Origin of the sequence: Photobacterium sp. DA100, from assembly GCF_029223585.1 — a bacterium.
Classification (GTDB): domain Bacteria; phylum Pseudomonadota; class Gammaproteobacteria; order Enterobacterales; family Vibrionaceae; genus Photobacterium.
In genome coordinates this window covers 316,026-342,839 of record NZ_CP119424.1, presented here as the reverse complement: position 1 = coordinate 342,839, position 26,814 = coordinate 316,026, and the positions used below count along the sequence as shown (strand labels likewise).

The 26,814-nt window shown below is 48.4% G+C and carries 25 protein-coding genes; 13 read left to right on the top strand and 12 right to left on the bottom strand.

Translation table 11 applies throughout. The features are described 5' to 3' along the window. Positions 1-367: 367 nt before the first annotated feature. The gene (locus PTW35_RS19240) at positions 368-2,302 is read right to left on the bottom strand and encodes a monovalent cation:proton antiporter-2 (CPA2) family protein (protein ID WP_281028554.1); all 1,935 of its coding nucleotides are present in this window, start codon (positions 2,300-2,302) and stop codon (positions 368-370) included. Then, a complete protein-coding gene (locus tag PTW35_RS19235) occupies positions 2,299-2,925 on the bottom strand; it encodes an NAD(P)H-dependent oxidoreductase (RefSeq protein ID WP_281028553.1) in 627 nt (208 codons plus the stop codon). The genes PTW35_RS19240 and PTW35_RS19235 overlap by 4 nt, the downstream gene beginning before the upstream one ends. Positions 2,926-3,539: 614 nt before the next feature. Between PTW35_RS19235 and PTW35_RS19230 the strand changes: the two genes are divergently transcribed. Then, positions 3,540-4,076: a hypothetical protein gene (locus tag PTW35_RS19230; RefSeq protein ID WP_281028552.1), complete on the top strand. Its 537-nt coding sequence runs from the start codon at positions 3,540-3,542 to the stop codon at positions 4,074-4,076. A gap of 166 nt (positions 4,077-4,242) precedes the next feature. On the opposite strand, the gene PTW35_RS19225 is transcribed toward PTW35_RS19230, so the two are convergent. The 4 genes from PTW35_RS19225 to PTW35_RS19210 form a co-directional block, all read right to left on the bottom strand. Then, on the bottom strand, positions 4,243-5,010 hold the full coding sequence (locus PTW35_RS19225; RefSeq protein WP_281028551.1) for an amino acid ABC transporter ATP-binding protein: 768 nt from the start codon (positions 5,008-5,010) through the stop codon (positions 4,243-4,245). A gap of 15 nt (positions 5,011-5,025) precedes the next feature. Continuing rightward, on the bottom strand, positions 5,026-6,123 hold the full coding sequence (locus tag PTW35_RS19220; RefSeq protein WP_281028550.1) for an amino acid ABC transporter permease: 1,098 nt from the start codon (positions 6,121-6,123) through the stop codon (positions 5,026-5,028). Position 6,124: 1 nt separating this feature from the next. Next, positions 6,125-7,399 carry an amino acid ABC transporter permease gene (locus tag PTW35_RS19215; protein WP_281028549.1) on the bottom strand — a complete coding sequence of 425 codons (1,275 nt, stop codon included), beginning with the start codon at positions 7,397-7,399 and terminating at the stop codon, positions 6,125-6,127. Positions 7,400-7,497: 98 nt separating this feature from the next. Beyond that, entirely contained in the window at positions 7,498-8,547 is a 1,050-nt protein-coding gene (locus PTW35_RS19210; RefSeq protein WP_281028548.1) for an amino acid ABC transporter substrate-binding protein, read from the bottom strand. Positions 8,548-9,774: 1,227 nt separating this feature from the next. On the opposite strand from PTW35_RS19210, the gene PTW35_RS19205 reads away from it, so the two are divergent. Both PTW35_RS19205 and PTW35_RS19200 read left to right on the top strand, forming a co-directional pair. Next, positions 9,775-10,218, top strand: coding sequence for an SRPBCC family protein (locus tag PTW35_RS19205; RefSeq protein WP_281028547.1), 444 nt, complete (start codon positions 9,775-9,777; stop codon positions 10,216-10,218). Between the two features lie 141 nt (positions 10,219-10,359). Further along, the gene (locus PTW35_RS19200; protein ID WP_281028546.1) at positions 10,360-10,908 is read left to right on the top strand and encodes a GNAT family N-acetyltransferase; all 549 of its coding nucleotides are present in this window, start codon (positions 10,360-10,362) and stop codon (positions 10,906-10,908) included. A gap of 22 nt (positions 10,909-10,930) precedes the next feature. On the opposite strand, the gene PTW35_RS19195 is transcribed toward PTW35_RS19200, so the two are convergent. Next, positions 10,931-11,422, bottom strand: coding sequence for a GNAT family N-acetyltransferase (locus tag PTW35_RS19195; RefSeq protein WP_281028545.1), 492 nt, complete (start codon positions 11,420-11,422; stop codon positions 10,931-10,933). Positions 11,423-12,019: 597 nt separating this feature from the next. Here PTW35_RS19195 and PTW35_RS19190 point away from each other — a divergent pair. Further along, positions 12,020-12,328: a hypothetical protein gene (locus PTW35_RS19190; RefSeq protein ID WP_039461980.1), complete on the top strand. Its 309-nt coding sequence runs from the start codon at positions 12,020-12,022 to the stop codon at positions 12,326-12,328. 88 nt (positions 12,329-12,416) lie between these two features. Here PTW35_RS19190 and PTW35_RS19185 read toward each other — a convergent pair whose 3' ends face one another. Next, the gene (locus tag PTW35_RS19185; RefSeq protein WP_281028544.1) at positions 12,417-12,968 is read right to left on the bottom strand and encodes a hypothetical protein; all 552 of its coding nucleotides are present in this window, start codon (positions 12,966-12,968) and stop codon (positions 12,417-12,419) included. 216 nt (positions 12,969-13,184) lie between these two features. Between PTW35_RS19185 and ovoA the strand changes: the two genes are divergently transcribed. The 9 genes from ovoA (at position 13,185) to PTW35_RS19140 (ending at position 21,892) form a co-directional block, all read left to right on the top strand. Then, positions 13,185-15,290, top strand: coding sequence for a 5-histidylcysteine sulfoxide synthase (ovoA, locus tag PTW35_RS19180; protein WP_281029105.1), 2,106 nt, complete (start codon positions 13,185-13,187; stop codon positions 15,288-15,290). A 188-nt stretch (positions 15,291-15,478) separates the two neighbouring features. Continuing rightward, positions 15,479-16,609, top strand: a complete 1,131-nt coding sequence (locus PTW35_RS19175) for a carbohydrate porin (RefSeq protein WP_281029104.1) — start codon at positions 15,479-15,481, stop codon at positions 16,607-16,609. A gap of 150 nt (positions 16,610-16,759) precedes the next feature. After that, a complete protein-coding gene (locus tag PTW35_RS19170; protein ID WP_044621968.1) occupies positions 16,760-17,065 on the top strand; it encodes a DUF1289 domain-containing protein in 306 nt (101 codons plus the stop codon). A gap of 230 nt (positions 17,066-17,295) precedes the next feature. Further along, positions 17,296-17,532 carry a hypothetical protein gene (locus PTW35_RS19165; protein ID WP_281028543.1) on the top strand — a complete coding sequence of 79 codons (237 nt, stop codon included), beginning with the start codon at positions 17,296-17,298 and terminating at the stop codon, positions 17,530-17,532. Between the two features lie 104 nt (positions 17,533-17,636). Next, the gene (locus tag PTW35_RS19160) at positions 17,637-18,083 is read left to right on the top strand and encodes an META domain-containing protein (protein ID WP_039461816.1); all 447 of its coding nucleotides are present in this window, start codon (positions 17,637-17,639) and stop codon (positions 18,081-18,083) included. Positions 18,084-18,163: 80 nt separating this feature from the next. After that, complete coding sequence (locus PTW35_RS19155; protein ID WP_281028542.1) at positions 18,164-19,267, top strand: hypothetical protein; 1,104 nt, start codon at positions 18,164-18,166, stop codon at positions 19,265-19,267. Positions 19,268-19,348: 81 nt separating this feature from the next. Next, a complete protein-coding gene (locus PTW35_RS19150; protein WP_281028541.1) occupies positions 19,349-19,825 on the top strand; it encodes a CreA family protein in 477 nt (158 codons plus the stop codon). A 294-nt stretch (positions 19,826-20,119) separates the two neighbouring features. Next, positions 20,120-20,956, top strand: a complete 837-nt coding sequence (locus tag PTW35_RS19145; RefSeq protein WP_281028540.1) for a hypothetical protein — start codon at positions 20,120-20,122, stop codon at positions 20,954-20,956. Between the two features lie 303 nt (positions 20,957-21,259). After that, positions 21,260-21,892: a heme-binding beta-barrel domain-containing protein gene (locus PTW35_RS19140; protein WP_281028539.1), complete on the top strand. Its 633-nt coding sequence runs from the start codon at positions 21,260-21,262 to the stop codon at positions 21,890-21,892. 96 nt (positions 21,893-21,988) lie between these two features. Here the strand turns inward: PTW35_RS19140 and PTW35_RS19135 are convergent, their stop codons facing one another. Genes PTW35_RS19135 through PTW35_RS19120 form a run of 4 tightly spaced genes read right to left on the bottom strand, consistent with a single transcriptional unit; the run spans position 21,989 to position 26,734 of the window. Further along, a complete protein-coding gene (locus PTW35_RS19135; protein ID WP_281028538.1) occupies positions 21,989-23,155 on the bottom strand; it encodes an ABC transporter permease in 1,167 nt (388 codons plus the stop codon). Then, the gene (locus tag PTW35_RS19130; RefSeq protein WP_281028537.1) at positions 23,152-24,297 is read right to left on the bottom strand and encodes an ABC transporter permease; all 1,146 of its coding nucleotides are present in this window, start codon (positions 24,295-24,297) and stop codon (positions 23,152-23,154) included. The genes PTW35_RS19135 and PTW35_RS19130 overlap by 4 nt, the downstream gene beginning before the upstream one ends. Further along, the gene (locus tag PTW35_RS19125) at positions 24,294-25,283 is read right to left on the bottom strand and encodes an efflux RND transporter periplasmic adaptor subunit (RefSeq protein WP_281028536.1); all 990 of its coding nucleotides are present in this window, start codon (positions 25,281-25,283) and stop codon (positions 24,294-24,296) included. The genes PTW35_RS19130 and PTW35_RS19125 overlap by 4 nt, the downstream gene beginning before the upstream one ends. Further along, on the bottom strand, positions 25,280-26,734 hold the full coding sequence (locus PTW35_RS19120; protein WP_281028535.1) for a TolC family protein: 1,455 nt from the start codon (positions 26,732-26,734) through the stop codon (positions 25,280-25,282). The genes PTW35_RS19125 and PTW35_RS19120 overlap by 4 nt, the downstream gene beginning before the upstream one ends. Positions 26,735-26,814: the final 80 nt, after the last annotated feature.

Genomic DNA, 26,814 nt, shown 5'->3' with positions numbered 1-26,814 from the left:
TTAACAAGCTAAGTAATGCCGGTCCAACTCCGTGGGTCATTCACATGTCCATGGTGACAGCTTGTAACTAAGGTGGCTGAGCCTCTATGGCTCTGGCCGGAAGCGGAGTATATAGAGATATAGATCACATTAACAACCCAAAAGGGTGATTTTTTCGTGATCTGTGTTTAATTGGGCAAAGATTCAGCAAATGTAAGAAAAGATTTCCAGATGTCAATCTTAAGCAAAAAAAAGCAATCGTTTACTATTTTTCGGGCGCTTTCCTTTCCATTGCTTTTCTGATATCTAGCAGAATGCGTGCAACCCAAGCTACAGAATTGCCTTGCTGCGCATCTCTGGCTTTTGCTGTTTTCGCTATTGGCCAAGACTAGTCTTGATCTTTTTGCATTTCTGTAATGACATCGATATAGCCTTTCGGTGGCGGAGTCCATCCCCGCTCGGATGACGCATGTTTATCATGCCTGTCGGCCTTCATTTCGTTGCTGAGCGCTTCTTCAAGCTGCATAAACAGATCGCGGTACGTTGCATTGAATTTGCTCTCTTCGGTATTGTCCTTCCACGCTTGGTAGAGCGCTTCCTTACTCTTAGCTTCGGTTTCGACGAAGGTTTGCCGCAATTGCTCGGCTCGGAATGGATGGATACCCAGCTCCTTCATGGCTTGAGTTCCCAATGTCAGTGCAGAATGGTAGGTTTCGCTGATGATAAAATCCGCTCCCGCAAAACGCAGCGCGTAATGGTGTCCCCGATCGTAGGCCCGTGCCAAAATCCGGATATGGGGATAGGTGTGTTTCACGTACTCGGTCAACTCGACCGCCCGTTCTTGGTCATCAATTGCAATAACCAGCAACTTGGCGTCTTCAATACCTGCGGTGTGCAGCAAGTCAGGACGGGTGGCATCCCCATAGTAGCTTTTGATTTTTATGGCTCGCATGTTGTCAATTTGACCGGCTTCATGATCGAGCACGACTGTCTTGACGCCGTTTGCAACCAGCAAGCGGTTAACTATCTGTCCAAAACGACCAATCCCAGCAATAATCACAGCTCCCGTTTCATCAATTTTATCGGCTTCGCGCTCGTTACTCTTCGCTTCAAACCTCGGTAGTACCACTTTCTCAAAGAAAATAAACAGTCCCGGGGTCAAGAACATCGAGATAGCAACAACCAAGGATAATACTTGCGCAATACCTGCCGGCAGCACATGGTTTTGCACTGAATAGCTCAGTAAAACAAAACCAAACTCACCGGCCTGGGCCAAGCTCAATGTCAGCAAATAGCGATCGCTTCCCTTTACCCTGAAAATCAATGCTAGAGCAAACAAGACTGTCGCCTTGACAGCCATCACCCCTAGAGTGATCGCTACCACCATGCCGACATTGCTGAACAAAACAGAAAAGTCGATGCCTGCGCCAACCGTAATGAAGAACAGACCGAGCAATAACCCTTTGAACGGTTCAATGTTCGACTCCAGCTCATGGCGAAATTCACTGTTGGCCAACACAACACCGGCCAGGAAGGTTCCCAAGGCCGGTGATAATCCGACCAGGCTCATCAAGGCAGCAATACCAATCACCAGCATGAGCGCGGTAGCCGTAAAAATCTCCCTCAATCCCGCACTGGCCACAAACCGAAACAGCGGACGACTTAAGAAGTGACCACCCACTACCACCGCAGCGATGGCCCCTATTACGACTAGCGCATACCCCCAGCCCGGCAGGCCTTCCACCAGGCTCAGTTCCTCATGATGTTCGGCCGCCTGCTGCGCCAATTGCTGGGCTTTTGCTACCAGTTCAGGCAGTGCCAGCAACGGGATCAACGCCAGCATTGGGATCACAGCGATATCCTGGAACAGCAATACCGAGAAGGCATTTCTGCCTCCCTCCGTTTTGGCTAGCCCTTTCTCGTTGAAGGTCTGCAGAACAATCGCCGTTGATGACAGGGAAAAGATCAATCCAATCGCCAGCGCCAGGGTCCACCCCAGCCCCAACGCCATCGCAATGGCCATCACCACAACGGTAGTAAGCCCGACTTGCAGCCCGCCCAAACCAAGCAGTCGATGCCGCATATCCCATAGCATTTTAGGCTCTAGTTCCAACCCGACCAAAAAAAGCATCATCACAACACCAAATTCGGCGAAGTGCTGAATGGCGAGCGTCTCATCACCCACCAAGCCCACCACGGGACCAATAACCACACCGGCTATCAGATACCCCAGCACCGAACCTAGGCCAAGCCGCTTAGCTATCGGAACGGCGACCACAGCGGCACACAGATATATAAATGCCTGAATAAAATAGACCGTCATGCTGGCTCCTCCGTGATCAGACTGTCGAGATGATCGTTGAGCTTGGCAACTTCACCGGCCTGCTCAAAATCAATTCGGTCGTCCCTCAATGCCAGTAGCAGTCGCTGCCAACCGGCTATGTGCTTGCCCACCCGCTTCTCCTCTGCAGCGGTGCGAGCGCCGAACAATGCGTAGGGCGCGAGATAGTGCATCCCCGTCAGTACCGCTGTTTGTTCCAGTGGATGCAGCAATTCTCTGATGGTGTAATGATTAAAGCCCTGTTCGCAGTAGGCTGAGGCAGGCCCCCCCGCGGACATCACGCAGAGGAACTTCTTACCCTGTAGAGCCGTTCCCTCTGAACCATAAGCAAAACCATATTCCAGCACCAAATCCTGCCACTCTTTCAAGATGGCCGGGGTGGAATACCAGTACATGGGGAACATGAACACCACGATATCGTGCTCCCTCAGCCTTTGCTGCTCCTTGTCGATATTGATCCTGAAGGTAGGATATTCATGATAGAGGTCAACCGTGGTTACCCCTTCGATGCCTTGGCACGAGCAGAACAAAGGCCAGTTGATTTCAGAGCGGTTGACAGAAGGATGGGCAAAAAGGATAAGCACTTTGTTCTTGACCCCTGACATAAACATCCTCTCGCTGGGAATGGAAATAGCAAGCTGCGAATAAGCCGCATTCGCCAAAACTCTTACAAGACAACAGCCTACATGCAACATATAGGTTTTTATGGTTGCATTAAGTGTAGACTGACAAAGAAAAAAAGGGCGCCTGGAAGAGCGCCCAAAGGAAGTTGTGCTAATTGCTTACATCGTTTCCAAACTCGGTATCCAAGGAAAGGACGCAATGTCCCAGGGGAGGTGATGGCTACCAAGCTTGTTACCCGAAACGCACAAGTAACGTTGCAAAGGCAATGCCAAGTTTCATCATCCGTCTACCAACATCAAAAAAATACAAGCTTTATTCGTTTTGTTATCAGGAATCTCTATCATTCAAACTATAAATAACGCTTTTGGCCGCTTATCGCGTTTTTTTTAGCGTTGCCGTTGTCAATACATCGCTTTGTATAGTAATAATCTATCTCTTATTTATTATTCAGATGATTACAAAACGTGCACGGTGCACCAAAAGAGATCATTAGGGAGCCATAACGGCATTGGTTATGAATGCAAACTCACTCAGCACTCGTTTAAAGACAAGAGCCTCAACAGACCAGACCCAAACAACCGTGGCATTTCGCCATATGTCCATATGGCTACTCCTGATCTTGCTACCCGTAAACCATAGCGTCGCTAAGTCTGTTATTATCCCCCAGCAGTTACTCAACCATACCGACTCCTACGGTAATGTATCCCTGCGCCGTTCTGCCGAACTGGTTTTGCCCGATCCTTTGGTTGTCGCGGGTAACCTTAACCTCGAAAATAGCCAGATCCGTCAACTGCCCAACGCCTTGACGGTCAACGGCAACCTGAACCTCGCCTACAGTAATATTGAGTACTTGCCTGCCCAGCTGCATATCGGTGGGTATCTCAACCTTGCCCACTCGAAAATAATCGCCATCAGCGAAGGATTACAAGTCAACGGCGACCTCAGCCTTATGGGGACCCAGTTAACCAAACTGCCGGCCCGGCTCTATGTCGGTGGGGATCTCTACCTTGCCAACTCCATGATTACCGAGCTGCCACCTTTCCTGATTGTCAAAGGCAACATCTATCTGGGTGGCATAACCATTCCCCGCATTCCCGAGCATGCACAAATAGAAGGGACTATTTACCAGTAAAGGGCCCGGGCAAGTTCACATTCTGAACGGTCCGCCAAGACCGGATAGACAGAAACTGGGCCTAGTTTGCGGCACAAAAAACGGCAAAGAAAAAAAGCGCCCTGAAGGGCGCCAAGGGAGGTTAAAACGGACACTACGTGGTCTCGTCGTCCACAAAGGAGATTGACTAATGAATAATCTGCTGCAAGAAGGCTTGGGTACGGTCGAACTGCGGATGACTGAAAAAGGCTTCCGGCGCGTTCTCCTCAATAATCTCCCCTGCATCCATGAAGATCACTCTGTCGGCAACCTCGCGGGCAAATCCCATTTCATGGGTCACGCAAAGCATGGTCATCCCTTCGGCGGCCAGCTCCACCATCACATCAAGCACTTCCCTGACCATTTCAGGATCCAGCGCTGAAGTCGGTTCGTCGAACAACATCACCTGCGGCTGCATCGTCAGGGAACGGGCGATTGCGACCCGCTGCTGCTGCCCGCCTGATAGCTGCCCCGGAAACTTATGGGCTTGATCGGCAATTCTGACGCGCTTTAGATACTCCATCGCGAGCGCCTCCGCCTCCTGCTGAGGCATTTTCTTCACCCAGACAGGAGCCAGCGTACAATTTTGCAGCACCGTCAAATGCGGGAAAAGATTAAAATGCTGGAAACACATCCCGACTTCCCTGCGGACCAACTCGATATTTTTCAGATCCTCTGTCAGCTCTGTGCCCGCCACCTTAATTTGCCCGCGCTGGTGGGCTTCAAGGTGATTGATACAGCGGATCATGGTTGACTTGCCAGAACCAGATGGCCCGCAAATCACGATTTTTTCGCCCTTTTTTACCTCCAGATCAATATCTTTGAGAACATGGAATTCACCGTACCACTTATTGACTTTCTGCAAGCGGATCACCGAATCTTCCGGTACCGACTGATAAACCGTTTTTGTATACATACTCACTTCCTTGTATCAATTACTATGCCCGGTGTTCAGCTTACCCTCCAGGTAAATGCTGTAACGCGACATCCCGAAACACATAATCCAAAAAACTAATGCGGCGAAAACAAAGCTCTCGGTCGAAAACCCCAGCCAAGCCGGATCACTATTGGCTGACTGTGCAATCCCCAAAACATCGAACATACCGATGATCAATACCAGGCTGGTATCTTTCAACAGTGCGATAAAAGTATTGACGATAGAAGGGATGCTAATCTTCAGGGCCTGGGGCAAAATGATCAGCCGCGTTGATTTCCAGTAACTCAGACCAAGCGCTTCCGCTGCCTCAAACTGCCCCTTGGGAATAGATTGCAAGCCACCACGAATAGCTTCTGCCATATACGCCGCATTAAATAGCACTACGCCAATCAAGGCCCTGATCAGCTTGTCGATCTCGGTCCCTCCCGACAGGAATAACGGCAGCATGACCGAGGCCATAAACAGCACAGTGATCAGGGGGACACCACGCCAAAACTCGATATAAACCGTGCTCATGCTTCGCACTATCGGCATTGACGATCGGCGGCCAAGCGCCAAAACCACGCCAAGAGGCAATGACACCACAATACCCGTCAGGGCAATAACCAACGTAATCAACAGCCCGCCCCAAAGGTGGGTTTCCACGACAGGCAAGCCCGGCAGGCCGCCGTAAAGCAAGACAACAGATAGAACGGGAAACACGGTCAAGGCAAACACCAGCCCCGCTTTTTTCACTGAGCCTTTGCCCAACAGAAGTACTGCTATAGTAGCTGCCAGCCCCAACATAAATGTCATGGGGCGCCAACTCTCATCGCTTGGGTAAAAACCAAACATGAACTGGTCAAACCGAGCCTGGACGAACACCCAACACGCGCCGTCACGGCCACAATCTTCACGGCTTAATCCAACCCAGTCAGCATCGAGGAACGCCCATTGAAAAAGGCTGGTCACCGCAGCAAATATCACCCCAGCGATCGCTCCGGTGATCAAGGTATTCAAAGCTGATGAAAACAAGTTTTCCCTCAGCCAGGCAGAAATACCGATCATCTTGGATGGAGGTGCCTCAGAAGGGGAAAAATGAAAAACTTTCATACTATCTCTCCACCAATGCCATTTTTCGGTTATAGATATTCATCAACAGCGAGGTCAACAAACTAAACGCCAAGTAAACCGCCATGGTCATAGCGATGATCTCAATCGCCTGCCCGGTTTGATTTAATGTGGTACCTGCAAATACCGACACCAAATCCGGGTACCCGATGGCCATTGCCAGCGAAGAGTTTTTCACCAAGTTCAAATACTGACTGGTCAAGGGGGGAATGATGACTCGCATTGCCTGCGGGATCACGACAAGCTTGAGCACCGTTCCTGACGGCAAGCCTAAGGCATTCGCGGCTTCCGTTTGCCCCTTACTGACAGCCGCGATCCCTGAACGAACTATCTCGGCTATGAAGGCAGCGGTATATATAGCTAAAGCGATCAACAGAGCAAATAGCTCCGGCATAACATCAATACCGCCACGAAAGTTGAACCCCTTTAAGGCCGGATACTCGACCCCGACCGGTTGCCCGGCCAAATAGAAAGCTGCTGCGGGCAATATCACCATCACCAACGCGCTCAAGCGCCATGCCGGTAAACAATGTCCTGTATGCTGTTGCCGACGATGGCTGAGCCTGTGGATAGCAACAGCAATGAACAAACCTAGCAGTCCGGCTCCAAGAACCCAGCCCGCACCGGGGTAAAATTCAAGGGCAGGCAAGAACAGCCCACGGACATTAAGAAATATGGCATCGGCTAACGACAAGCTATCACGGGGGGAAGGGAGTGCCTGTAGTACGACCGTATACCAAAAGAGGATCTGCAGCAGCAGAGGAATGTTCCGGAACACCTCAATATAAACCGCAGCAATTCGGCTAAGCAGCCAGTTCTTGGATAGCCGCGCGACACCGATTACAAAGCCCAGAGCAGTAGCCAGGGCAATACCAAGCCCGGCCACCAAGGCAGTATTGAGCAAGCCGACAACAAATGTTGCGCCATAAGTATGGGTCTCATCGTAGGGGATTAACGACATTCCGATCCCAAAACCTGCCGTTTGGCCTAAAAAATCAAACCCTGTTGAAACCCCCCGCTGCGACAGGTTAGCCAGGGCATTGTTGATGGCAACGTAGACCAACAGACCGACGCTGACTAACAACAGCACCTGAAAAAACACGGCTCTCGCAGACGGGTTGTACAGCACCCGCTTTACCGTTTTGGGGAGGAAGTTATGGGTTATATCAGTCGATAATTCTGATGCGGCTACCTTGCTGCCTGCCGGCTTTTGGGCAAGATCAAGTCGCGAATCCAACTCTAAGTTACTTGTAGACATCTATGCACCTTTACCAATACGTTAATTCCCTGTGCAATATCAAAAAAAGGGGCCAGCTTCCCAGCCTCAGCTGGCCCCCATTCCAGCCAACCTAGCCATTAGCGCACAGGAGGGGCATACATAATCCCGCCGTCATTCCACAACGCATTCAAGCCCCGCGCAATCTTGAGCGGTGAGCCCGTACCGACAGTTCGTTCAAAGCTGTCGCCGTAGTTGCCCACTTGCTTCAACACCTGATACGACCAATCATCTGCAAGTCCCAGTCCCTGCCCTTTAGGACCGTCAACCCCCAGCAAGCGCAGCACATTAGGATCAGTAGACTTTTTCATGCTGTCGACATTGGTCTGATCGATCCCGTACTCCTCGGCATTGACCATCACATTCAATGTCCACTTGGCGATGTTGAACCATTGATCATCCCCCTGGGCAACCACAGGCCCCAGCGGCTCTTTGGAAATCACTTCAGGCAGCACAACCGCCGATGAGGGATCGGCCAATTTGATGCGTAGTGCATAGAGTTGAGACTGATCAGAAGTCAATACGTCACAGCGGCCGGCTTCAAAGCCTTTTACTGTTTGGTCCGAAGTATCGAAAACAACCGGTTTGAACGCCATTCCATGCATCCGGAAGTAATCAGCCAAGTTCAGCTCAGTTGTCGTACCCGACTGGATACACACAGAAGCGCCATCTAGCTCTTTGGCCGAGGCGATCCCCAATTCTTTGCTCACCATGAACCCTTGGCCGTCATAGTAGTTAACCCCAACAAAGTTAATACCCAGTGCACTGTCACGCTGCATGGTCCATGTCGTATTGCGAGAGAGAATATCAATTTCGCCAGACTGTAGGGCGGTGAAACGCTCCTTGGCTGTCAAGGGGACAAACTGTACCTTGCTGGCATCTTGCAATACGGCAGCGGCGACAGCTCGGCAGAACTCAACATCGATTCCTTCCCAGTTTCCCTTGGCATCGGTACTGGAAAATCCCGGTAACCCTGTACTCACCCCGCACTTTAACACTCCGGCTTCTTTTACCTTTTTCAATGTCGCTCCGGCTGAATCCGGTGTCGCCATCGCACTACCCGATACCATGAGAGCAGAAACAAGCAAAGATATAGAAACACTATTTATAACTTTTTTCATATTGGACATCCTGTCTACCATTAGAGATAAGCTTCTGTTTTATTGTGCAGTCTCACTATTGCAACAGGTGTGCCACCTAACCCTAAAGGGGTGGCGTATGGACAGATTCACCACTAATCGCACTATTAATGACAGAAATAACTATCAGATTAGATACCAGAATGACGCTTAACCATCGACTGGAATTATTACGTACAAAACGAACCGCTATGGTGCATATACGCATCAAATCAGGTCATCTATTTGGACAGGGATTTGCACCGGCAATAAGCAAAGATAAATTCAGATGTGTTAATCAGTACAATGCTGCCTCAAAAATAAAATAAACTTGTTTTAGTAAGCGTAAGAAAATAACTTCGAGAAAACGTAGCATATGAGCAACAAGGGAAACGTTTGCGTGAGGCGGTAAATAATAAAATATAGCGGGAATAAGGTTGGAGCCTATAGAAAATATATGCCAGAAACACTGGATCACTGGTGCTTCTGGCTTTTCTTCGAAATAACTGATTTTAAATCATAGCATTAGCGCGTTTGCGCAACAATGAAATTACTTAGATTTTGATTTCAGGTTATTTGTTTGTGACTGATGGTAGAACCACTGTCGACGGTTTCTGTTTGACATAATACACCTCTCATTTTCCTAAACGAGTAAGGTTGATATTTCTCTTTAATAATACCGTTCTTACTCATCCTAACCGTTTTACTTTAAACTACAGCCTGTGACATCCTTATGACAATTCAGTAAAAGTAAAACGTCAAACCTCATCGCAATCCAACGGATAAGATACACATGAATGTAAAAGCACATCTTATGCCAACATTGGAATAACCGAGGAATTAAAGAACTGTGATATAGCTAGAGGAGATTGACTTGACCTTAATTAACGGTTTAAGGAGCCCTGTATGGAATTTCTACCTCTGTATTGCAATCAACAGATTCCAATATAAGAGGCTACCAAGGCTTTTGCAATACTCTTTGGCATTTTTTTTGTGATAGACGTCATCTATTTTCGACAATACTTACATAGCGTTCAAAATAAACGATTATAGGATATTGATTTAACTAGCTAAAATATAATTCTGTCAATAGATATCCCCCAAGCGTATGGTTTCAAAATAAAGAAATTCATGCACTAGTCAATAGCAAAACCACACCACCAACACAACAAAAACATAATATTGACAAAACCATAACAACCAATAGAATGGCATAATAGTCCGCGCGGGGAGGTTACCATGGGCATGCACACTATAACCTTAGAAAAAACCGCAAAAGTACCAAAGAAAGTTCTATTTCAGCTACTTACTGACCACGACAAACTGGGCCGCTTCTTTGATGGTCAATACAGCCTAATAAAAAAGGGCAAGCCGGAATGCAACGGCATCGGTGCAATCAGAGAAGTATCAAACGGCTTATTTACCGTTCAAGAGCAAGTTATTGATTACAAAGAAAATGAGCACCTTCATTACAAAATCATCCAAGGCGCCCCAGTGGATGAACATGGAGGCTGGATCAAGTTCAACTCTCTGAATGCCCATGACAGCATGATCCACTACCGAGTCAAGTTCACCCCAAAAGTGAGAGGAACGGGTTGGATTATGAAATACCTGTTTGAAAAACAGTTAAAAAAAGCCTTAGATAATTTAGCGTCTTACAGTGAAGAGCACTGGCAGCCATAACATTATCCTTCCAAATCACTGAATTATCACACTAATGCTCTAATTGTTTCATATTTATCCTCTAATTTGATCCAGTCGCTATTCACAAAGGCCTATAAGGGCTTTACTAATAGCATTCAGTAGCCACCAAAGAGGATTACTATGCCACATCAACCATTATTAACGACCAAGCGGTTGCTCTTACGCCCACTACAGTTGTCTGATGCCAAGCGGGTACAAGCACTCGCAGGCGAAGCGCAGATAGCCAACGGTACGCTTAACATTCCCCACCCATACACCGATGGTGTCGCCGGCCAATGGATAGGAAAGCACCTCGCAGGCTGGCATCAAGGTCAGTCCGCCATCTATGCCATTACCCTAAAGTCGTCCCAACAATTAATTGGCTGTATCGGCCTTCACAACATTCAAAATGATAAAGCTCAGCTTGGCTATTGGATTGGTGTCCCCTACTGGGGGCAGGGCTTCTGTACCGAAGCGGCAGAACGCATTGTCGAATTTGGCTTCAAACGATTAAAACTTGAGACTATCTATGGTCAGCATTTCAGCCGCGAAACCAATCCAGGAAAAGTCATGCAAAAAATCGGCATGAAGCATGTCATGACCAAAAACGATGCCGTCAGGGTAAACATGATCACCGAAAATATGGAGTACTACGAAATTCAATCTCCCCAAGCACTCCCTGTTAGCTAATTGCTGGCACCCCAGCGACCTGTCACTCGCGCAGCCTTGCCATATGGTAAACATCAACATATTCACCATTACGCAAGGCATAGTTTCTCGCTGTCCCTTCGATGACAAAACCAAGCTTCTCATAGAGCGCGATTGCGCGAGCATTGTCTGTATACACCGTAAGCTCGATACGGGTGATCCCTATCCAGTTCTCAGCCAATTCAATCAGCTCCGATAGCAGTGCACTACCAACCCCTTTGCCCTGGTGATCGTCATGTACCGCCATACCAAAGCTTGCAACGTGGCGCCTGCGAGGGTTTTGTTCAACCACCATCCCCGCTTGCCCGACAACCCTGCTATCCATTTCAGCAAGCAGGCTATACACATTTGAAGGTAGGTTCTCTAGGCGCCGCTCCCATAACTCAAGAGATGGATGAGGCAACTGCAATGTACCGCTGTAAGCATTGCGCCCTGCGAATAAATCACGAATGGCAGGGATATCTTCCTTCTCAACATGCCTAATAGATATTGGCATAGGCATACTCCTTTTGCGCTGAACACCAGCTTCTAAGACAACACATAAACCAATGTAAGACAATGTTTTTTTTCAGGTGACTAGAGGTACATGCCAGCAGAGTTTCTGTTCTTTCGTGGGATAAACACAGTAAGTGTTTTCTTTATAAAATTCAGCGAATTTGAGTTTATTTTATATTTAAATTATTTGGCTGATCCAATTCACTTCCCAGACAGTATACAAAACAAGCCTGGCATGGCGCCAGCCTACAAATGTGTAAAATTTATTTATTTTTTCTTTTAATATCATTGAAATAGCTTAAGTCACCACAAAATTTGTGCCTTTTTATGGAATCCACTAGCTATACTGAAAATGAGGTTAATAGGCTTGTTCGCATAAGAGAAACAAATTTACTTTTGCAACAAGCTACATTTAATGCTCAAGGAAAAAAAAGGTTAACTGTTAACGCAATGAATTTAAAGTAGTAATAAAAAAAACAATAAATCTGATGAAAGATACGATTTGAAGGCGGGTCTTATAGGTTGAACGTGAACTTAGAGTGATTACAAGTACACAAACAACAATATGGCCAAAGCCATAGATAACGAGGTGAAGATTATGTCTAGCTTGAAAGTACTAACTGCAACCGCTGTGATTGTAATGTCTTCTTCAGCCTTTGCTGATATCCGTGTGGCAGATACCCACAACGGTGCATGGGTTACAGTAACTGAAAATGGTCAGCCCGCAGCCAATGCGACCGTTTCTGTTGCCAACGTACCTCAACAACGCCAAAGCTACAAAACTGATGAAAATGGCCGAGTTTTCATTCCATTGACTCTAGAAAACTCTCGCTCCATCAAATACAAAGCAACTACAGAGGGTGGTAAACAATCTTCTCGATTCGCATTCCACTCTACTAACAAATAGCCGATGGCAACCTGTTGTGCAAAAGCCCTCTTAAGAGGGCTTTTACTTTTGTGATCGACAGCGCAAAATTCAGGCTATAGCGCTACCGTTAACGATGATTGCTCCAATTTAGATCCCGAGCCAAGACCAGCGCTAAGCCTAGCACCTGGAGAAACAGCGCCAAATTTCTCAGTCGGGAAACCGCCTTGATCTTTTTCGCGTTTTCACCAATCAGTGCTTGATTAGACAGGTACAACTCATTGATTTTCTCTCTCTGTTCCGCCTGAACAGCATCTAGCGCCGCCATCAGAGCGGGTACCCCCTGAATATCAAGGACTATGGGGGTGTCCGGTAACCAATAGGCAATATCATTTGCAAGGTGTGCCGATATCTCATCGGGGACAGAGGTACCCATAATTACAGCAGCATTCAAAACCTCCAGTAGGTGCTCTCGCTTGCGCTCAACGGTTTCTACCTGCTGCCAAGTCAACTGGATCAGCTTTTCATTGTTTTGTTGGAGCTGGGCAATCTCATTTGTCTGACGGTTTATATCATCGATATAGAAATTGGTCAGCAGCGCCGAGACAATATTAAACAATAGCCCCACCGCAACAAGCGTCCACGTTGGCACCAGCCATTTATTAAATGAAATTTGTCTCATTCATTGTTCCACTTCACCAGCTAAAGTTATCACCCAGTAATTATGGCAAAAATATTTGCACTTTTATGTCGGCAAAATAAAACCAATATTTCTCCTTGTGACAACTGTTTATATAGCCACATTTTAATTTGATGGCCGCGGATTTCATTGTCTATCTTTAAAATTCAAGTTGTCGAAACAAACTAAAAGGAAAGCGATTCAATGGATAAGGTTCCAATGTATGCGACTCGTACCGTTCCTCTGACTGGCCATGGCATCGAACAAAAGCGCCAAGAGCTAAAACTGGCCTTTAATCACACCTGGGACCTCTATGAATCTCTTTTTAGTGTGATTAACAATGACCAGGCTTATTTTGTCAAAGCTGAGCCCCTCCGCCATCCGTTGATCTTCTATTTTGGCCATACGGCCACCTTCTACATCAACAAGCTCAAGCTGGGAAAATTCATAGAGCAAAGAGTCAATCCGCATTTTGAATCCATGTTTGCCATCGGTGTGGACGAAATGTCATGGGACGATCTGGACGAGACCCACTATCAGTGGCCTAGCGTAGCCGATGTCAAAAAATACCGGGATGATGTGAAAAGCCTAGTCAATACCGTCATAGATGAGCTTCCGTTATCACTGCCGATCAGCGAGGGGGATCCAGCCTGGATCATCCTGATGGGAATCGAACACGAACGCATCCACCTTGAAACCTCGTCGGTGATCATTCGCCAGTTGCCCCTTGCCGATGTCACGCCTTCCCCTTTCTGGCCAGCTTGTACCGATACCAATGCCGCCCCCGACAATCGCTTGCTGAGTGTGGCCGGCGGCCATATCTCCCTTGGCAAAACCGATGAGGAAAACACCTACGGCTGGGATAACGAATACGGCAGCCAAACCTACCAGGTATCTGACTTTAAGGCCTCGAAATATCTGGTATCCAACCAAGAGTTTCTCGCCTTTGTAAAAGCCGATGGCTACCGCCACCCGCGCTATTGGAATGATGAAGGCAAGGCATGGCTTGCCTTTACCCAAGCAACCATGCCACGCTTCTGGCGTAAAAAAGATGGTCAATGGTTACAGCGCAACCTCACGGAAGAAATACCTTTGCCCCTAAACTGGCCTGTCGAGGTCAACCAACTAGAAGCCAAGGCATTTTGTAACTGGAAAGCGGAGCAAAGCCAGTGCCCTATCCGGCTGTTAACAGAGGCTGAGTGGTATCTACTGCGGCAGAACATCGACGCAGATTCACCGCATTGGGATGAGGCCCCGGGCAATATCGAGCTGGGCTATTACGCCTCTTCCTGCCCTGTCGACCGGTTCGAACATGAAGGGTTTTGCGACATCATAGGTAACGTATGGCAATGGACTGAAACCAGCATCGACGGCTTCCAGGGGTTCCAAGTGCATCCGCTTTATGATGATTTTTCTACCCCCACGTTTGATGGCAAGCATAACCTGATCAAGGGCGGCTCCTGGATCTCTACCGGCAATGAATCCATCAAAGCCTCAAGGTATGCATTCCGTCGCCATTTCTACCAACATGCTGGATTCCGGTATGTCGAATCCCACCAGGCTCCTGAGACAATGGCCAGCTTGAATATCTATGAAACCGACGAGCTGATTTCACAATACTTGGAATTTCACTATGGCCCTGAGTACTTTGCAGTACCAAACTTCTGCATTCATGGCGTGCAAGCCTGCTTACGGGAGATTCAACTCACCCGGCACCATCGCGCACTAGACATTGGTTGCTCGGTCGGACGAGCATCCTTCGAGCTTGCCAAGACTTTTGACCACGTCGACGGTATTGATTTTTCAGCACGCTTTATTCAGCAAGCCTACTCGCTCACCGAGCAAGGGGAAAAGCGCTACACCATCAGAACAGAAGGTGATTTGGTCGAGTTCAAATGTGTGACTCTGGCCGAGCTTGGTTACCAGGATATCGCCAACAAAATCAATTTTGTCCAAGGAGATGCCTGCAACCTCAAGCCGCAGTTCGGCCAGTACGACTTAATCTACGCATCGAACCTCATTGACCGTCTGAGTAATCCCAAACAGTTTCTCAGTGCCATCCACCAGCGGCTAAACCCTGGCGGCTATCTCGTCATCGCCTCGCCATACACCTGGCTCGAAGAGTATACCGACAAGGCCAATTGGCTCGGCGGCATCAAAGTTAACGGCGAGAACTTCACCACCCTTGACGGGCTAACCGAAACCCTCATTCCCCACTTCGAGCTTGTCGCCGTGAAGGAAATACCCTTCGTGATCCGGGAAACCAAACGCAAGTTCCAGCATAGCCTGTCGGAAATGACGATTTGGCGTCACCGATCGACATGAGGTAGTGAACATATGTTCATGGATAACCGATGAGTTAGCTTTGAGCATTAATACTATAGTGCCCAACTGTCACGAAATGATAATTCCGAGAATTTAGAGAGTTGTAAAATCTTGCGAATTTTAATTAGATGACAAGAGCACCACAAGTGAACACCCATTTAACAAAAATATGCCTGTTATCATCGTCGCTGTTTGCCATCACCCCGTCTTTGGGCGGGGATTTTGGTGGGCCTGGCGCAGTTGAGAACAGGCTGGAGGAAAGCTCTGCTAACTTTGGCCTTGAGTACATTGCGCTTGGCGTAATATCGCCTCATGGCGCAAACGGCAATAATGTGAATCGAGCATCTGGCGTAGTGCAGCTATACGGTGAATGGAATCCATTTAGTACTAATGGCGGGCTTATTTTTAAGGTTGGCCATCGCCACCGCTATACTGACACGCCGGTTGCTGATATTGCTTTTGCAGATGATGTGACTGGCGGCCCCGAAGGGATCGGTTATGTTGGCTCGATTGGATCTATCTATACGGATGTCGGGTTTCTGGTCTCTAACCTGCATTGGAGGCAAAGGTTTAACGGCGGTAGGACCTCTGTCAAGCTTGGCTGGCAAGACGTTACTGATTTCGTTGATGCTTATGCCTTGGCAAACCCTGTCGACGGCTTTAACAACCTTGCATTCTCTACCGGTTCTGGGGCTATGGGGATTCCAGACGAAGGTGTATTGGCATTATCAGCAGGCCACATGGTTACGGATAACGTTTATATCGTTGGCTCCATCGCCGATGCAAATGGCAAGTCAGAAGACATTTTTGATGGCTTCAATACTGCATTCAACGACGGCGCATACTTTTCGACGCTCGAACTAGGGTGGGCTGTTTCACAAGACCGAATCTATACCGATAATGTTCATATCACAGTTTGGGATTTCGGAAAGGATACACGGCATAGCAATGCAACCGGTGAAGGCGGGAAAGGGGTCAACTTCTCCGCAAGCTGGTTTGCAACCGATAATATAATGCCATTTATCAGAGGCGGATTTTCCGATGGTGATGTTGCAATGTATGATAAATCTATCAGCATGGGAGTTGGCTACTTTGGGCTTGGTAAGCCTGAAAACACCCTTGGGTTAGCCGTGAACTGGGCAGAAACAAATGGTGTTGCTTTTGGCGGCGATGAACAATTCACCGCAGAGCTATATTACAACATGCAGGTAGGTAAGCATTTGCAAATTACACCAGATATCCAATACATCAATAAGCCAGCGGCATCCAGTGAGGACAACACTCTCGTGTTAGGATTAAGAGCGCGACTTTTCCTCTAGCTAAAATTGACGCATCCAGCCCTGCGAAAGAAGGTACCATTGACAAACGGGGTGATATAGCCCCGTTCAATCGTCCCCTTTTGCAACTTGAAGTCACTTGGGTATATGTTATGTTGTGCACATCTAGCCAACATTAAAGTCATATCAGCCGTGAAAACCCCTTGCGTAGCAAAATGTAAAAACAATGACGGCATCTGTAGCGGATGCCACCGAACGATGCCTGAACTAGCCGCGTGGCCCGCCATGAGTGATTCTGAGCAACAGCAAAAAATTGATGAGATCCAAGGACAGCAGTCCACACACACCTGCAGCCAATGCGGCAAACCGGCTTACTGTGAGATCAGTGCCGGCAAAGACACCTGCTGGTGCTTCGAGCTAGCCAAGCGGGATACCTCTGGGCTCCCGCCGGGCACTTGCCTATGTCGTCAATGTTTAGAGAAGCTACCACCTCGCTAAACATCCACACCACCGATAAGTCATCAAGATTCATTCATTGGAAAAATGAACAATAAAAACATGAACTTAATTGTTAGCTTGTTTTTAATGAACAGTGTATTATAATTCACTCGAACCAAATTTGGCATACTGAAATGACTGTAGTAAGAGTATTGTTTTGTATTATATCTGCTCTCGTCCCCCTGTTTGCAACAGCAAGCAACGTGCTGCCCGACAATGAACGGATCTGTATGAGAAAGATGGAAACCTTACTCAGCCAGCAGCAGATACTGTTCAGCGATAGCCAAGCAACACCCGAAGTTCGGCGGCTAGCAGAGAGAGCAATTGATACTAGTCGTGAGGCATTTGCATTGCACGGCAGCTATTGCGATGCACAACGAGCACTGATGCAGTTTGAAGTAGACAAAGACAGTGGCTTCCACTACAAGCAAGGCGAAGTCAACTTTTTTGGCCGGGGCCACTATTGATAGTTCTAGGTAACTGGTTGGCAGTGCTACTATTATTCAAAACAACTTTTCAACAATTTGGTTGATTGTAAGCCCAAGTAAGGCAAACCTTTGAGGTAATGTATATGAACAAGTGGCTACTGATTTTGGCACCCCTATTCTTTCTTCTCACGGGTTGTGACGCTAAGTTAGAAACGGGTTTTTCGGCCCAGAACCTTCAACAAAGCTGGGTATTAACAAAAGTCGATGGCAAAGATATCACCATTACAGAACCTCGCACGGTGCCGGGAATGGCCATCGATGCAGATCTCAAGGTATCAGGTTTCGGCGGATGCAATCGATTCTTTGGCCAAATTGAACTGGCTGATGCAAATAGAATTCGCCTGACCGGCATGGGCTCGACCAAAATGGCCTGCATTCAAGATGATCAGGCTACAATCGAGGCCATCATGACGCAATCGCTTCAAGAGTGGAATAATGCTGCTTTGGAGAACGATACTCTTACCCTGACCTCAGAGCAGCATATTCTAACTTTCACACCTGAAAAAGTAGCTGACGAAGACGGCCAGTAAGTGCCAACCCACTTTAATGCTACCCCTCGCGCAGCCTCTCTGGCTGCGCGTCGTTTTAGATGACCGAGTTACGTCTAGTTATGAAAATAAACAAGCGACAAGCCAAAACCCTCAATGAGGCAATCACCCAATGGGAGAAAGACGAGCGGATCAATGCTGATACCGCCAAGTCACTGCGCAACAGCTATGTGGTCGTTGGCTTTGACTGGAAACTGCTAGCCGTCTACTCATTCTGGATCGCCATCACCTGCTTTGTTATCTCTATAGGTGTACTGTTGGCAGACGACTATCTGATGGCATTGCTGGCAACCCTGATAGATACGCCAGCCAGCGTCCTGTCGGTCATCAGTGCGGTATTGGCCGCGGGATCGTTCACCTTTGGGGTAAAACGCCGTCGTCGCTATCCAGAAAAATACTTCAGCAATGAAGCCATGTATTTCTTTGGCGTATTGTGGACTGCAGTATCCGTTGGGTTCCTGCGGGAAACCGCATGGTTTACCGAAACCCATGTTGCTTTCTTTTTATTGGCCCTGACACTTATCTACGGCGTGATTGGTTTTCGCCTCTCCAGCATGTTGGTTTGGATTTTTGCCCTCCTCAGCTTCGCCGCTTGGGGATTAGAGCAAACGAGCTACTTTGCCGAGCCTTCTGCTTACTTTTTGGGGCTTAATATGGCATGGCGCCTTGTCGTGATTGGTTTGCTGGTACTGGCTACGGCCTGGTGGTTCGGACGTCAAAAAATGGCCGGGGCAACCATTTCAGCAAACCAGGGTAGTTCAACTACACCTCCCCATAAATTTGCCTATTTGCAAGAGCCTACCCGATTCATCGGACTGTTTTATTTGATGTTTGCACTCTGGCTGGTGTCACTGGTCGGCAACCATACCAATGCTGCAACGTGGTCGAAGGTTTCTCAGGTCTCGTTCTTGCCTTGGGCCCTGCTATCCGGCCTAGTATGCCTGGGCTTGCTCTATCACGGCATCAAGCATGCCGACAAGCTGACCCGCAGCTTTGGGATCATCTTCTTGCTGATTAATCTCTATACGCGCTACTTTGAATACTTCTGGGATGCGATGCACAAAACCGTATTTTTCGCGCTTTTGGCACTGAGTTTCTGGCTCATCGGCACTAAAGCAGAAAAATTATGGCAGTTGAGCCATATCAAGGAAAACGAAGAAGCATAGGTAGGCGTTGGCAGCAAGATAGGGATTAGAAATGAGCGCCAAGTTGCTGCTATCATGGTGAAAAAAGATGGAGAAAAAACAATGAAATCAAAACTACTGCTTGCGGGGCTGATTGCCGTAACCACGGCGCTGAGCGGTTGCTCTGATGATGAAGTCGGTGACGTCAGCCTGGGTATGTTCACCATGAAGGATATCAAAATCGGGCACCTAAAAGATGACGTGGTAACAGGTGTTACCTGCCATATTGCATCGATTGAGGCCAATTTGAGCCTTGCCGATCCAAGTGACAGCTCTATTTCTTGTCGCCAGACGGGTGACATTACCCCAGAGATGATCGCACAAATAGACAAGTCCAAATCGGGTGAAGTGGTCTTCAAAAAATCCAAAAGCATTTTCTTCAAGACCATGAAAGTAAGGCGTATTTATGATGCCGAGAATCAGACCCTTCTGTATGTGTCATATACCACCAAAGAAACAGAGGGCAGCTTCAAGCACAGTCTTTCTACCGTGCCGCTATGGGGAACCAAGGCGTATCAAGCTCCATCACCGGCTGAATAACTCTCTCCTATAGCAGGACAGAACATAGAGGGGGAAATACAACGTTCCCCTTTTCTTTTCCTTCAACACAATTACCGCCTGCTGCGTTTCCGCCCTTGCAAAATCGGTCAAATCCATCCCAAACTGACCAGCCGGATAAAAAATAATATGCGCTGGCAGTCACCATAAATTATCCCAATCCGTGCATTTTAGAAGCACTTCATAAAATCTGACACATGATACGACACAAGCAGCTAACTGCCATCAACCAGCTGTTAAAATTGATAATTCAAAAACATCGAAGAAGGAATTAAGATGAATTATTTATCAAAAAGTATCGCCATTACCTTAACGACATTACTCATTACAGCTTGTGGCGGTGGCGGAAGTGGAGAAAGCAAAGGCTCAAACAATAATAACAACTCAGAAAATACTGGCAGTATCGTCACCCTCCCGGCAACGTCCCAAGATATATCTTCAAGTAGCGGTCATAACACGAGCAAGTTGAATTTCAATACCAACATCATTGTTGACAGCCGCGACAACTCGGTTAGTGCAACCACCAAGATTTACAATTACGCCGATCATCAGACAGGGCTGCGTGTTGATCAAAGCGATAGTATTGCGATATTTGCTGATGGCCAAGCTGTCACGCTCAGTGAATATTTCTCTATCGATATGGGTACCCAATATCATTTCACACTGCCCATCAATGCCAGCAGTTATGAATTCCAATACACTCGAAATGGTACGATTGTCGCCCAAGGCAGCTTAGACTCCCTACCTCAAGCTTTTGGTGTATCTGGGACTGTTAACGGTGATGATATTTCCATCTCACTCCATAAGAACGCCGACCATACCTACGAGTACCTCCTAGAAAGCCTAACTTGCCAATACAATATTGACGATATGACAGCAGTAGTACGGAATATCCATTCTCGCAATGGTGAAGGGGTATTAACTGGCGATTACAACAAGAAGATCAGCACCCTTTTTGACACGACCCTTGACAGTTTGCAATCAGAGTTCGGCACTTGCACGGTTGAGGTTGATTTTTCTTCTGAGTCGAACAGCATAAACCGTGTACTTTCTAGCAAAAATATTTCAATTTTTTCCTTTTCTACTCAACTAGCCGTACTTAAGTTGTTCTGACACCATAAAGAAGCCATTTTATTTTAAATGGCTTCTAATAAAAACCATATGGCTTCCCCAGGGCAAGCTATTATTTACTTTTAAATCCATCCCTGCCGCCTATATTTCAATCAGTAGATGATAATAAACGATTCAATCTATTTCGCGATGTAACAATCAATTAATCCAAATAACAAACATTAAAAATATGAAAACAAATAAAATTTACACAAACAATAATTATCGCAGATCAATAATCAACCAAGATTAATTCATATAAAGTAACCGCCATAAAAATTAATTCACCTAAAAAGGAAGCTCAATATGAAAAACACAATTATTGCTCTTGGTGTATCGGCAGCACTTTCCCTCCCGGCAATTGCCAACGATATTGAAAGCACAATTATTGATGGTATGGACTTTGGCCCGCTCGCCCAACTGGTAGGGACTTGGATTTCCGCCGAAGCCGGTGGTGTTGATATTGCCCCGGCGCAAAAGGAGTTAGATGTTGCAGCAGGCTCACCAGCGGTAACGCCCTTCTACGAAACCATCACCTTTGAAGTCGCCGCAGATGCAACCAATGCCAGTGACCAGTACCTCGTTGCGCTATATTACAAACAGGAAGTCTTCCGTAAGGCCGACGATTCCAAATTCCATGATCAGCGCGGTTACTTTATCTATGATAAAGCCAACCAGAAAGTCTATAACTCATTTTGTGTACCAAGAAATACCTGTGTCACGGCAGAAGGAGCAGCCGGTAATCAAATGACCTTGGTTGCCTCAGAACGTGGTATCGCAGAATCAGACTACATGGCAAAAAATGCAACTACGACCGACTTTACCATGAGTATTCAAATTGAAGATGACAAGATGACCTATTCTCAGACCACATTGTTAGATATTTATGGTCAGTCGGTTTCTCACACAGACTCAAGTATTTTGGTGAAAGTCGAATAACATCGAAATACCACCAACACCTTAACGGTTATATTGAACCTTATATTAAGGGCCAAAGAAGAAGAGTGATACTGACGCTCAGTATCACTCTTCACCTTATCTGGCTACCGGAAGCTTATTTTCTCGCTTAACTTTTAGCATCAGTCTGGCGGCAATAACTCCGTAGACCACAGCCTGCCCCCAAAGCTGTCCCCATAAGGGCAAGACTTGATTAAAATCGGCTCCCATTTGGTTTATCCGCAGAAAAGCATTGATCGCCGGGGTAGATGGAGCCAGTTGGGCCAGCAATGAGATAGGCGCAGGGATCATTTCAACCGGCCAAATAAAGCCAGTCGAAAACACTAGCGGTAATGAGCTTAGCAATACGACCACCGTTGCCAACTCGCGCCGGGGGATCAATTGCCCCAAAATCATGCCCAGGAAGATCACCGCAAGCAAAAATGGCAGGGTTAGCAAAGCCAGATCCGTTATCGATGCCAACCGGCTGATATGGTAATAGCTGAAGCTAAACCCAAAGTAATACATAACCAATGGCAGGTAGATCAGGCTAAACACGATCCCCCTGACCAAAACCACCCGCCTTGCGGGGTAATGCACCCAGTAGCCAATTTTCCCTGCGCGCAGGTACTCATTCTGGCCTCCGCCCAGTAACCCTACAGCGATCAGTAACGTTTGGTGAAGGATCAACACAAAGACCGCCGGCACGACGTAATTCACGTAGCCCATCGTCGGGTTAAATACTGGCTGGGCATTGAGCTTAACCGCCGTGTAACGCTCGGCGGCCAATGCCATGTCACTGCCAGTCATCACCATTCTGGCAACTTTCACCTCTGCACCAAGGGTCCCTGCGACTGTCGCGAGCCCTTCTGCAATAGTGCCGTACACCAGAAAATAAGCGGCATCACCGCCGTAGGCCAGGGTCGGGCTTTTGCCAAGTAACACATCCCGCTGGAAATCTTTCGGGATCACCAGCACCCCTTGTACTTTGCCCTGATTGACCATTGCCTTGGCGGCATCAATTGACTCCGCCCGTGCAGTAATCATAACCTGGGGAGTCGCATCGACCATCCGCTCGAGTTTGCGCCCTAATTCAGACTGATCCAAGTTGACCACCACGATTTGCTGCTGCCGCGGCAACTGGTGGATATAGGGTAGCGGATAGAGAAACGAGTAAATCAACACCCCGCCAAACACCGTGAATAAAATCGAGGGGTTAGAGAAAATGGCCTTGAGCTCAAACTTAAACAATGAACGCCAACTCATACGCCCCCCTCTTGTCTCTTACTCAATTGGCCTACCCGCCAAGCCGCCAGCAGCCAAGTAAGCAAAAATGCCGTTAAGCTCAGTATCTGCGGCACAGCCCAAGCGATGCCCACACCATGGTTTACCTGATGCAACTGGACATCGAGATAATGGGTAACGGGTAGCATTGCCCGCCAGACCAGGGCAAAACTCGGCATGTCCGTAGCCGGAAAGGTGACACCGACAAAAGCAAAGGCCGGTGCGGTAAAGCCAGCCGCCAAGCTCATTGCTTTGGTTGCGTCGAGGGTAAACAAGTAGAACAGGCACGCAACACCCTGGCAAGCCAAGATCATCAACAACTGTGCCAGCGATAAAATCCACCACTGACCATGCATCGGCCAATCCAGCACACCATACATAGTGGCGAGAAAAATGCTGCCTTGGATAAAAAACAACAAGGTATAAGGCATCAGTTTGGCGATTAAGTGGCGCTGGGGTTTGGTCTCCAACCACCTGTTGAGGCCACTTCTGCGCTGCTCGGCCGACAAGGCAATAATGGTGGTGATCACTATTGCAATTTGCCAAATCGCCGGGATAGTTGCCGAAACCAGGAATTGGCCGTAGTGGCTGTTGGCATTGTACAGCGGCGTGATCTGGCTTCGAACAGGGACGGCTTGGCCCAATGCCTGCTGGGGCACTCGGCTACCCGCGACCATATTCCTCAAGGTGTCAATTTGCGCGTTGAGGGTTCCATGTGCCTGGGTGACTGCCGAGTTCACCAACTTGCCAATAAGCACGAACTGGCTGTTATAAAACACCGTTGCCGTTGGTGATTTACCCAGTTTGGTATCCTGCTCCAAGTTCGCAGGGATCACCACCAGGGCGTAAATGTCCCCTCCCCTCAAGGCATGGCTGCCTTCCGCAACGGAGGCATAGGCATTGGACACGGCCAAGGTCGGGTTAGCATCATAGTAGCGCACCAGCTGGCGCGACAGTTGGCTGTGGTCCAAATCAACCACGCCAATAGGCAAATCTCTGGCAATGCCCGCAGAGAATATGCCCCAAATGACTGCGAACAGCGCCAGGGGCAGCCATGTTGTCAGCGACAGCAGCCAGCGCTCTTCCCGGATCAGCCGCCATTCACGGGCGAGTTGTCTGTTCATTTGCTTGCAATCACACTCATGCCGACACGCAGCCCAGCCACCGGCTCAACAGGGCGCGCTTCCACTTCGAACGTGCGCATATCAAACCCCTGAGCGGCATCCGTTGTACGCCAGGTGGCAAAATCCCCCATCACCGCAACATGTGTCACCTTGAAGGTATAGGCCTTGTCACCAAGAGCCGGCACGGTTGCCGCAAACTCACTGCCTTGCTGGAAGTACTTCAAATTGTCTTCACGAACATTGAATACCGCCCAGGCGTCATCCATATCCACAACGCTCACCACCGGGAACCCTTGTGGGGCCAGCTCGCCTTCGTGCAGCAACACTTGGCTCACTTCGCCGTCGAACCAGCTAGAGATCTGGGTATCTGCCGCGTAGGCTTCTACTTCCGCCACCGCACCAGCCGCCATCCTGGCCTTTTCGGCCGCCGCGCGTTTTGTTTCTACCCGCGCACCTTCTTTGGCCATAGTGTACATCTGGTAGGCCGCTTGCTCGGTGTAGCGGGCGGCTTGCCACTGGGTATAGGCTTCATCGCGCTTCTGCTCTGCCATCACCCCCTCGTTGAAGAGGTTATCAACTCGACGGTAGGTTTTCGCCATCAAACTGGCCGCCGCTTTGGCTTTTTGCCATTGGTCCCGCGCTGCAGCGATTTCCTGGGATCGTGCTCCGTGCTCTGCCTGTTGGGACATTGCATCGGCCGCCTGTTCACCGGCACGGGCCTGCTCGAGTTTGGCATCAATTTCCGGGCTCGAGAGCGTGAAGATCAAATCTCCTTTCGCAACCTTATCGCCTTTGCGCACCAGCACTTGCTCGATACGTCCCGGCACCTTGGATGAAATATTGTAATGCTGGGCTTCGATTTGCCCCTGCATACGGATAGGGGCCGGCTGATGGGCCAGCCAAAACTGATAACCTAGCCAGCCAACCACTGCGGTACCTGTTACTACAGTGGCGATCAACGTCGCGCGTGATTTGCCGTTTCTCATGACTGAACCTCTAACCCCTGATATTGCTGATATTGATTAAAACTGTTGATTTCACTACTGACCGCCAGCAAGCGGGCCAAAGAGATAACATATTGGTAAGCCGCTGCGGTACGCTGGGTTTTCACACTTGCCAAATACAGCTCTGCGTCAACAACATCCAGCGATGTCGACAGGCCTTGGCTGAATGCTTTCTCTCTAAGGCTCACGTTTTCTTTGGCAAGAGCCAAGCTCGACACCAACCCGTTATATTCTTCCAGTGACTGCATCGCCTCCCGGTAGGTTTTCTCGACCAGTACCGTAAGATCCTGCTCCGCCTGCGCACGGAGGTAATTCACCTGGGTGACCGCGCTGTGCGCGGCTTTTACCTTGCCTGACCGTCCCGAGCTATCAATCAGCGGAATATTGACCCCAACGCCAATCGCCCAGTCCGGCGCCGTTTTCGCTGCCAGCGTATCGTCCTCGTGGAGGTTGTAATTACCGTACAGGTAGACTTCTGGGTAATACTTGCCCTTCTCGGCCGCCATCAAGCCTTGGGCCTGCTTTTTCTTGGCATCGAGGATTTGCAGACCGGGATAGCCAGCCAGCGTCTTATTCAAAAACGACGACATAGGAGGCAGCGACTCGTTGACAAACAACGAAGAGGACGGCACCGCGGGAGCTTCGGCTTTGATCAATTTGGTCAAGGCAACTTGGGCAATTTCCATATCCCGTTGCGCTTTCTGGCGCTCTACCCGCGCCTTGTCATAAGACGCTTGTGCCTGCAGGCGTTCAACTTTGGCTATCTGGCCTTGCTGCTCCAGCTTCTTGGCACGCTCGTAATGCTGCTTGAGACCATTTTCTACCTCGATACGGGTATCCAGTACTTGCTGGGTCAAAGCCACCCCGAAATAGAACTTGGAGAGATCCTCAAAGGTTGCCTGCTGTTTCATCGCAAGTAACTGGGTGGCTTCTTCCGTTTGCCCTTTGGCAATATCCTGCGCCGCGGTGATCCGGCCGCCGGTAAAAATGGGCCATACCGCACGGATTGAGCTGGTGAAAACCTCACGCTTGGTCAGCTGTGACGTAAACAGCTGATCGAAAATTGGCAAGCCGGAAACAACATCGCCGATAGGCATGCTCTCGATTAGATCAGAAGGCTTAATTTCGACCGGCTTGTCGAGCCGGGTGTATTTCGCCGTTGCGCTGATGGAGGGTAAGTACAAATCCCGCGCGGCATCTTGCATGCTTCGGGTTCGCTCAATATTGGCTCGCTCGGCAGCAAGGCCATCATTTTGGCTGACGACAGCCTGCCAAGCCTCAAGAAAGCTGACAGGTTGCTGGGCCTTTGCTGGCGTTGCCACAGCAAAAGATGAAAGATGTGGGTCATTATCAATGGTGTCATTGGCACTGGCTGCTGCCGGTACCGCCATCATCGCCCAGCAGGTAAGCACCGCAGCTGGCGTTAATCTCATTGTGAAATACCTATATGCCTGTATCAGTGGCTAGATATATCAATTTTAGAGTAATAACTCTAAAAATCAATGGGCGTGAT

Coding starts and splice junctions, on each gene's coding strand:
- PTW35_RS19215 (WP_281028549.1), bottom strand. CDS start 7,399: ATGTCTACAAGTAACTTAGAGTTGGATTCGCGACTTGATCTTGCCCAA.
- PTW35_RS19210 (WP_281028548.1), bottom strand. CDS start 8,547: ATGTCCAATATGAAAAAAGTTATAAATAGTGTTTCTATATCTTTGCTT.
- PTW35_RS19190 (WP_039461980.1), top strand. CDS start 12,020: ATGTCTAGCTTGAAAGTACTAACTGCAACCGCTGTGATTGTAATGTCT.
- PTW35_RS19230 (WP_281028552.1), top strand. CDS start 3,540: ATGTCCATATGGCTACTCCTGATCTTGCTACCCGTAAACCATAGCGTC.
- PTW35_RS19165 (WP_281028543.1), top strand. CDS start 17,296: ATGAGAAAGATGGAAACCTTACTCAGCCAGCAGCAGATACTGTTCAGC.
- PTW35_RS19140 (WP_281028539.1), top strand. CDS start 21,260: ATGAAAAACACAATTATTGCTCTTGGTGTATCGGCAGCACTTTCCCTC.
- PTW35_RS19205 (WP_281028547.1), top strand. CDS start 9,775: ATGGGCATGCACACTATAACCTTAGAAAAAACCGCAAAAGTACCAAAG.
- ovoA (WP_281029105.1), top strand. CDS start 13,185: ATGTATGCGACTCGTACCGTTCCTCTGACTGGCCATGGCATCGAACAA.
- PTW35_RS19120 (WP_281028535.1), bottom strand. CDS start 26,734: ATGAGATTAACGCCAGCTGCGGTGCTTACCTGCTGGGCGATGATGGCG.
- PTW35_RS19130 (WP_281028537.1), bottom strand. CDS start 24,297: ATGAACAGACAACTCGCCCGTGAATGGCGGCTGATCCGGGAAGAGCGC.
- PTW35_RS19240 (WP_281028554.1), bottom strand. CDS start 2,302: ATGACGGTCTATTTTATTCAGGCATTTATATATCTGTGTGCCGCTGTG.
- PTW35_RS19185 (WP_281028544.1), bottom strand. CDS start 12,968: ATGAGACAAATTTCATTTAATAAATGGCTGGTGCCAACGTGGACGCTT.
- PTW35_RS19195 (WP_281028545.1), bottom strand. CDS start 11,422: ATGCCAATATCTATTAGGCATGTTGAGAAGGAAGATATCCCTGCCATT.
- PTW35_RS19125 (WP_281028536.1), bottom strand. CDS start 25,283: ATGAGAAACGGCAAATCACGCGCGACGTTGATCGCCACTGTAGTAACA.
- PTW35_RS19200 (WP_281028546.1), top strand. CDS start 10,360: ATGCCACATCAACCATTATTAACGACCAAGCGGTTGCTCTTACGCCCA.
- PTW35_RS19145 (WP_281028540.1), top strand. CDS start 20,120: ATGAATTATTTATCAAAAAGTATCGCCATTACCTTAACGACATTACTC.
- PTW35_RS19135 (WP_281028538.1), bottom strand. CDS start 23,155: ATGAGTTGGCGTTCATTGTTTAAGTTTGAGCTCAAGGCCATTTTCTCT.
- PTW35_RS19155 (WP_281028542.1), top strand. CDS start 18,164: ATGAAAATAAACAAGCGACAAGCCAAAACCCTCAATGAGGCAATCACC.
- PTW35_RS19235 (WP_281028553.1), bottom strand. CDS start 2,925: ATGTCAGGGGTCAAGAACAAAGTGCTTATCCTTTTTGCCCATCCTTCT.
- PTW35_RS19150 (WP_281028541.1), top strand. CDS start 19,349: ATGAAATCAAAACTACTGCTTGCGGGGCTGATTGCCGTAACCACGGCG.
- PTW35_RS19220 (WP_281028550.1), bottom strand. CDS start 6,123: ATGAAAGTTTTTCATTTTTCCCCTTCTGAGGCACCTCCATCCAAGATG.
- PTW35_RS19225 (WP_281028551.1), bottom strand. CDS start 5,010: ATGTATACAAAAACGGTTTATCAGTCGGTACCGGAAGATTCGGTGATC.
- PTW35_RS19160 (WP_039461816.1), top strand. CDS start 17,637: ATGAACAAGTGGCTACTGATTTTGGCACCCCTATTCTTTCTTCTCACG.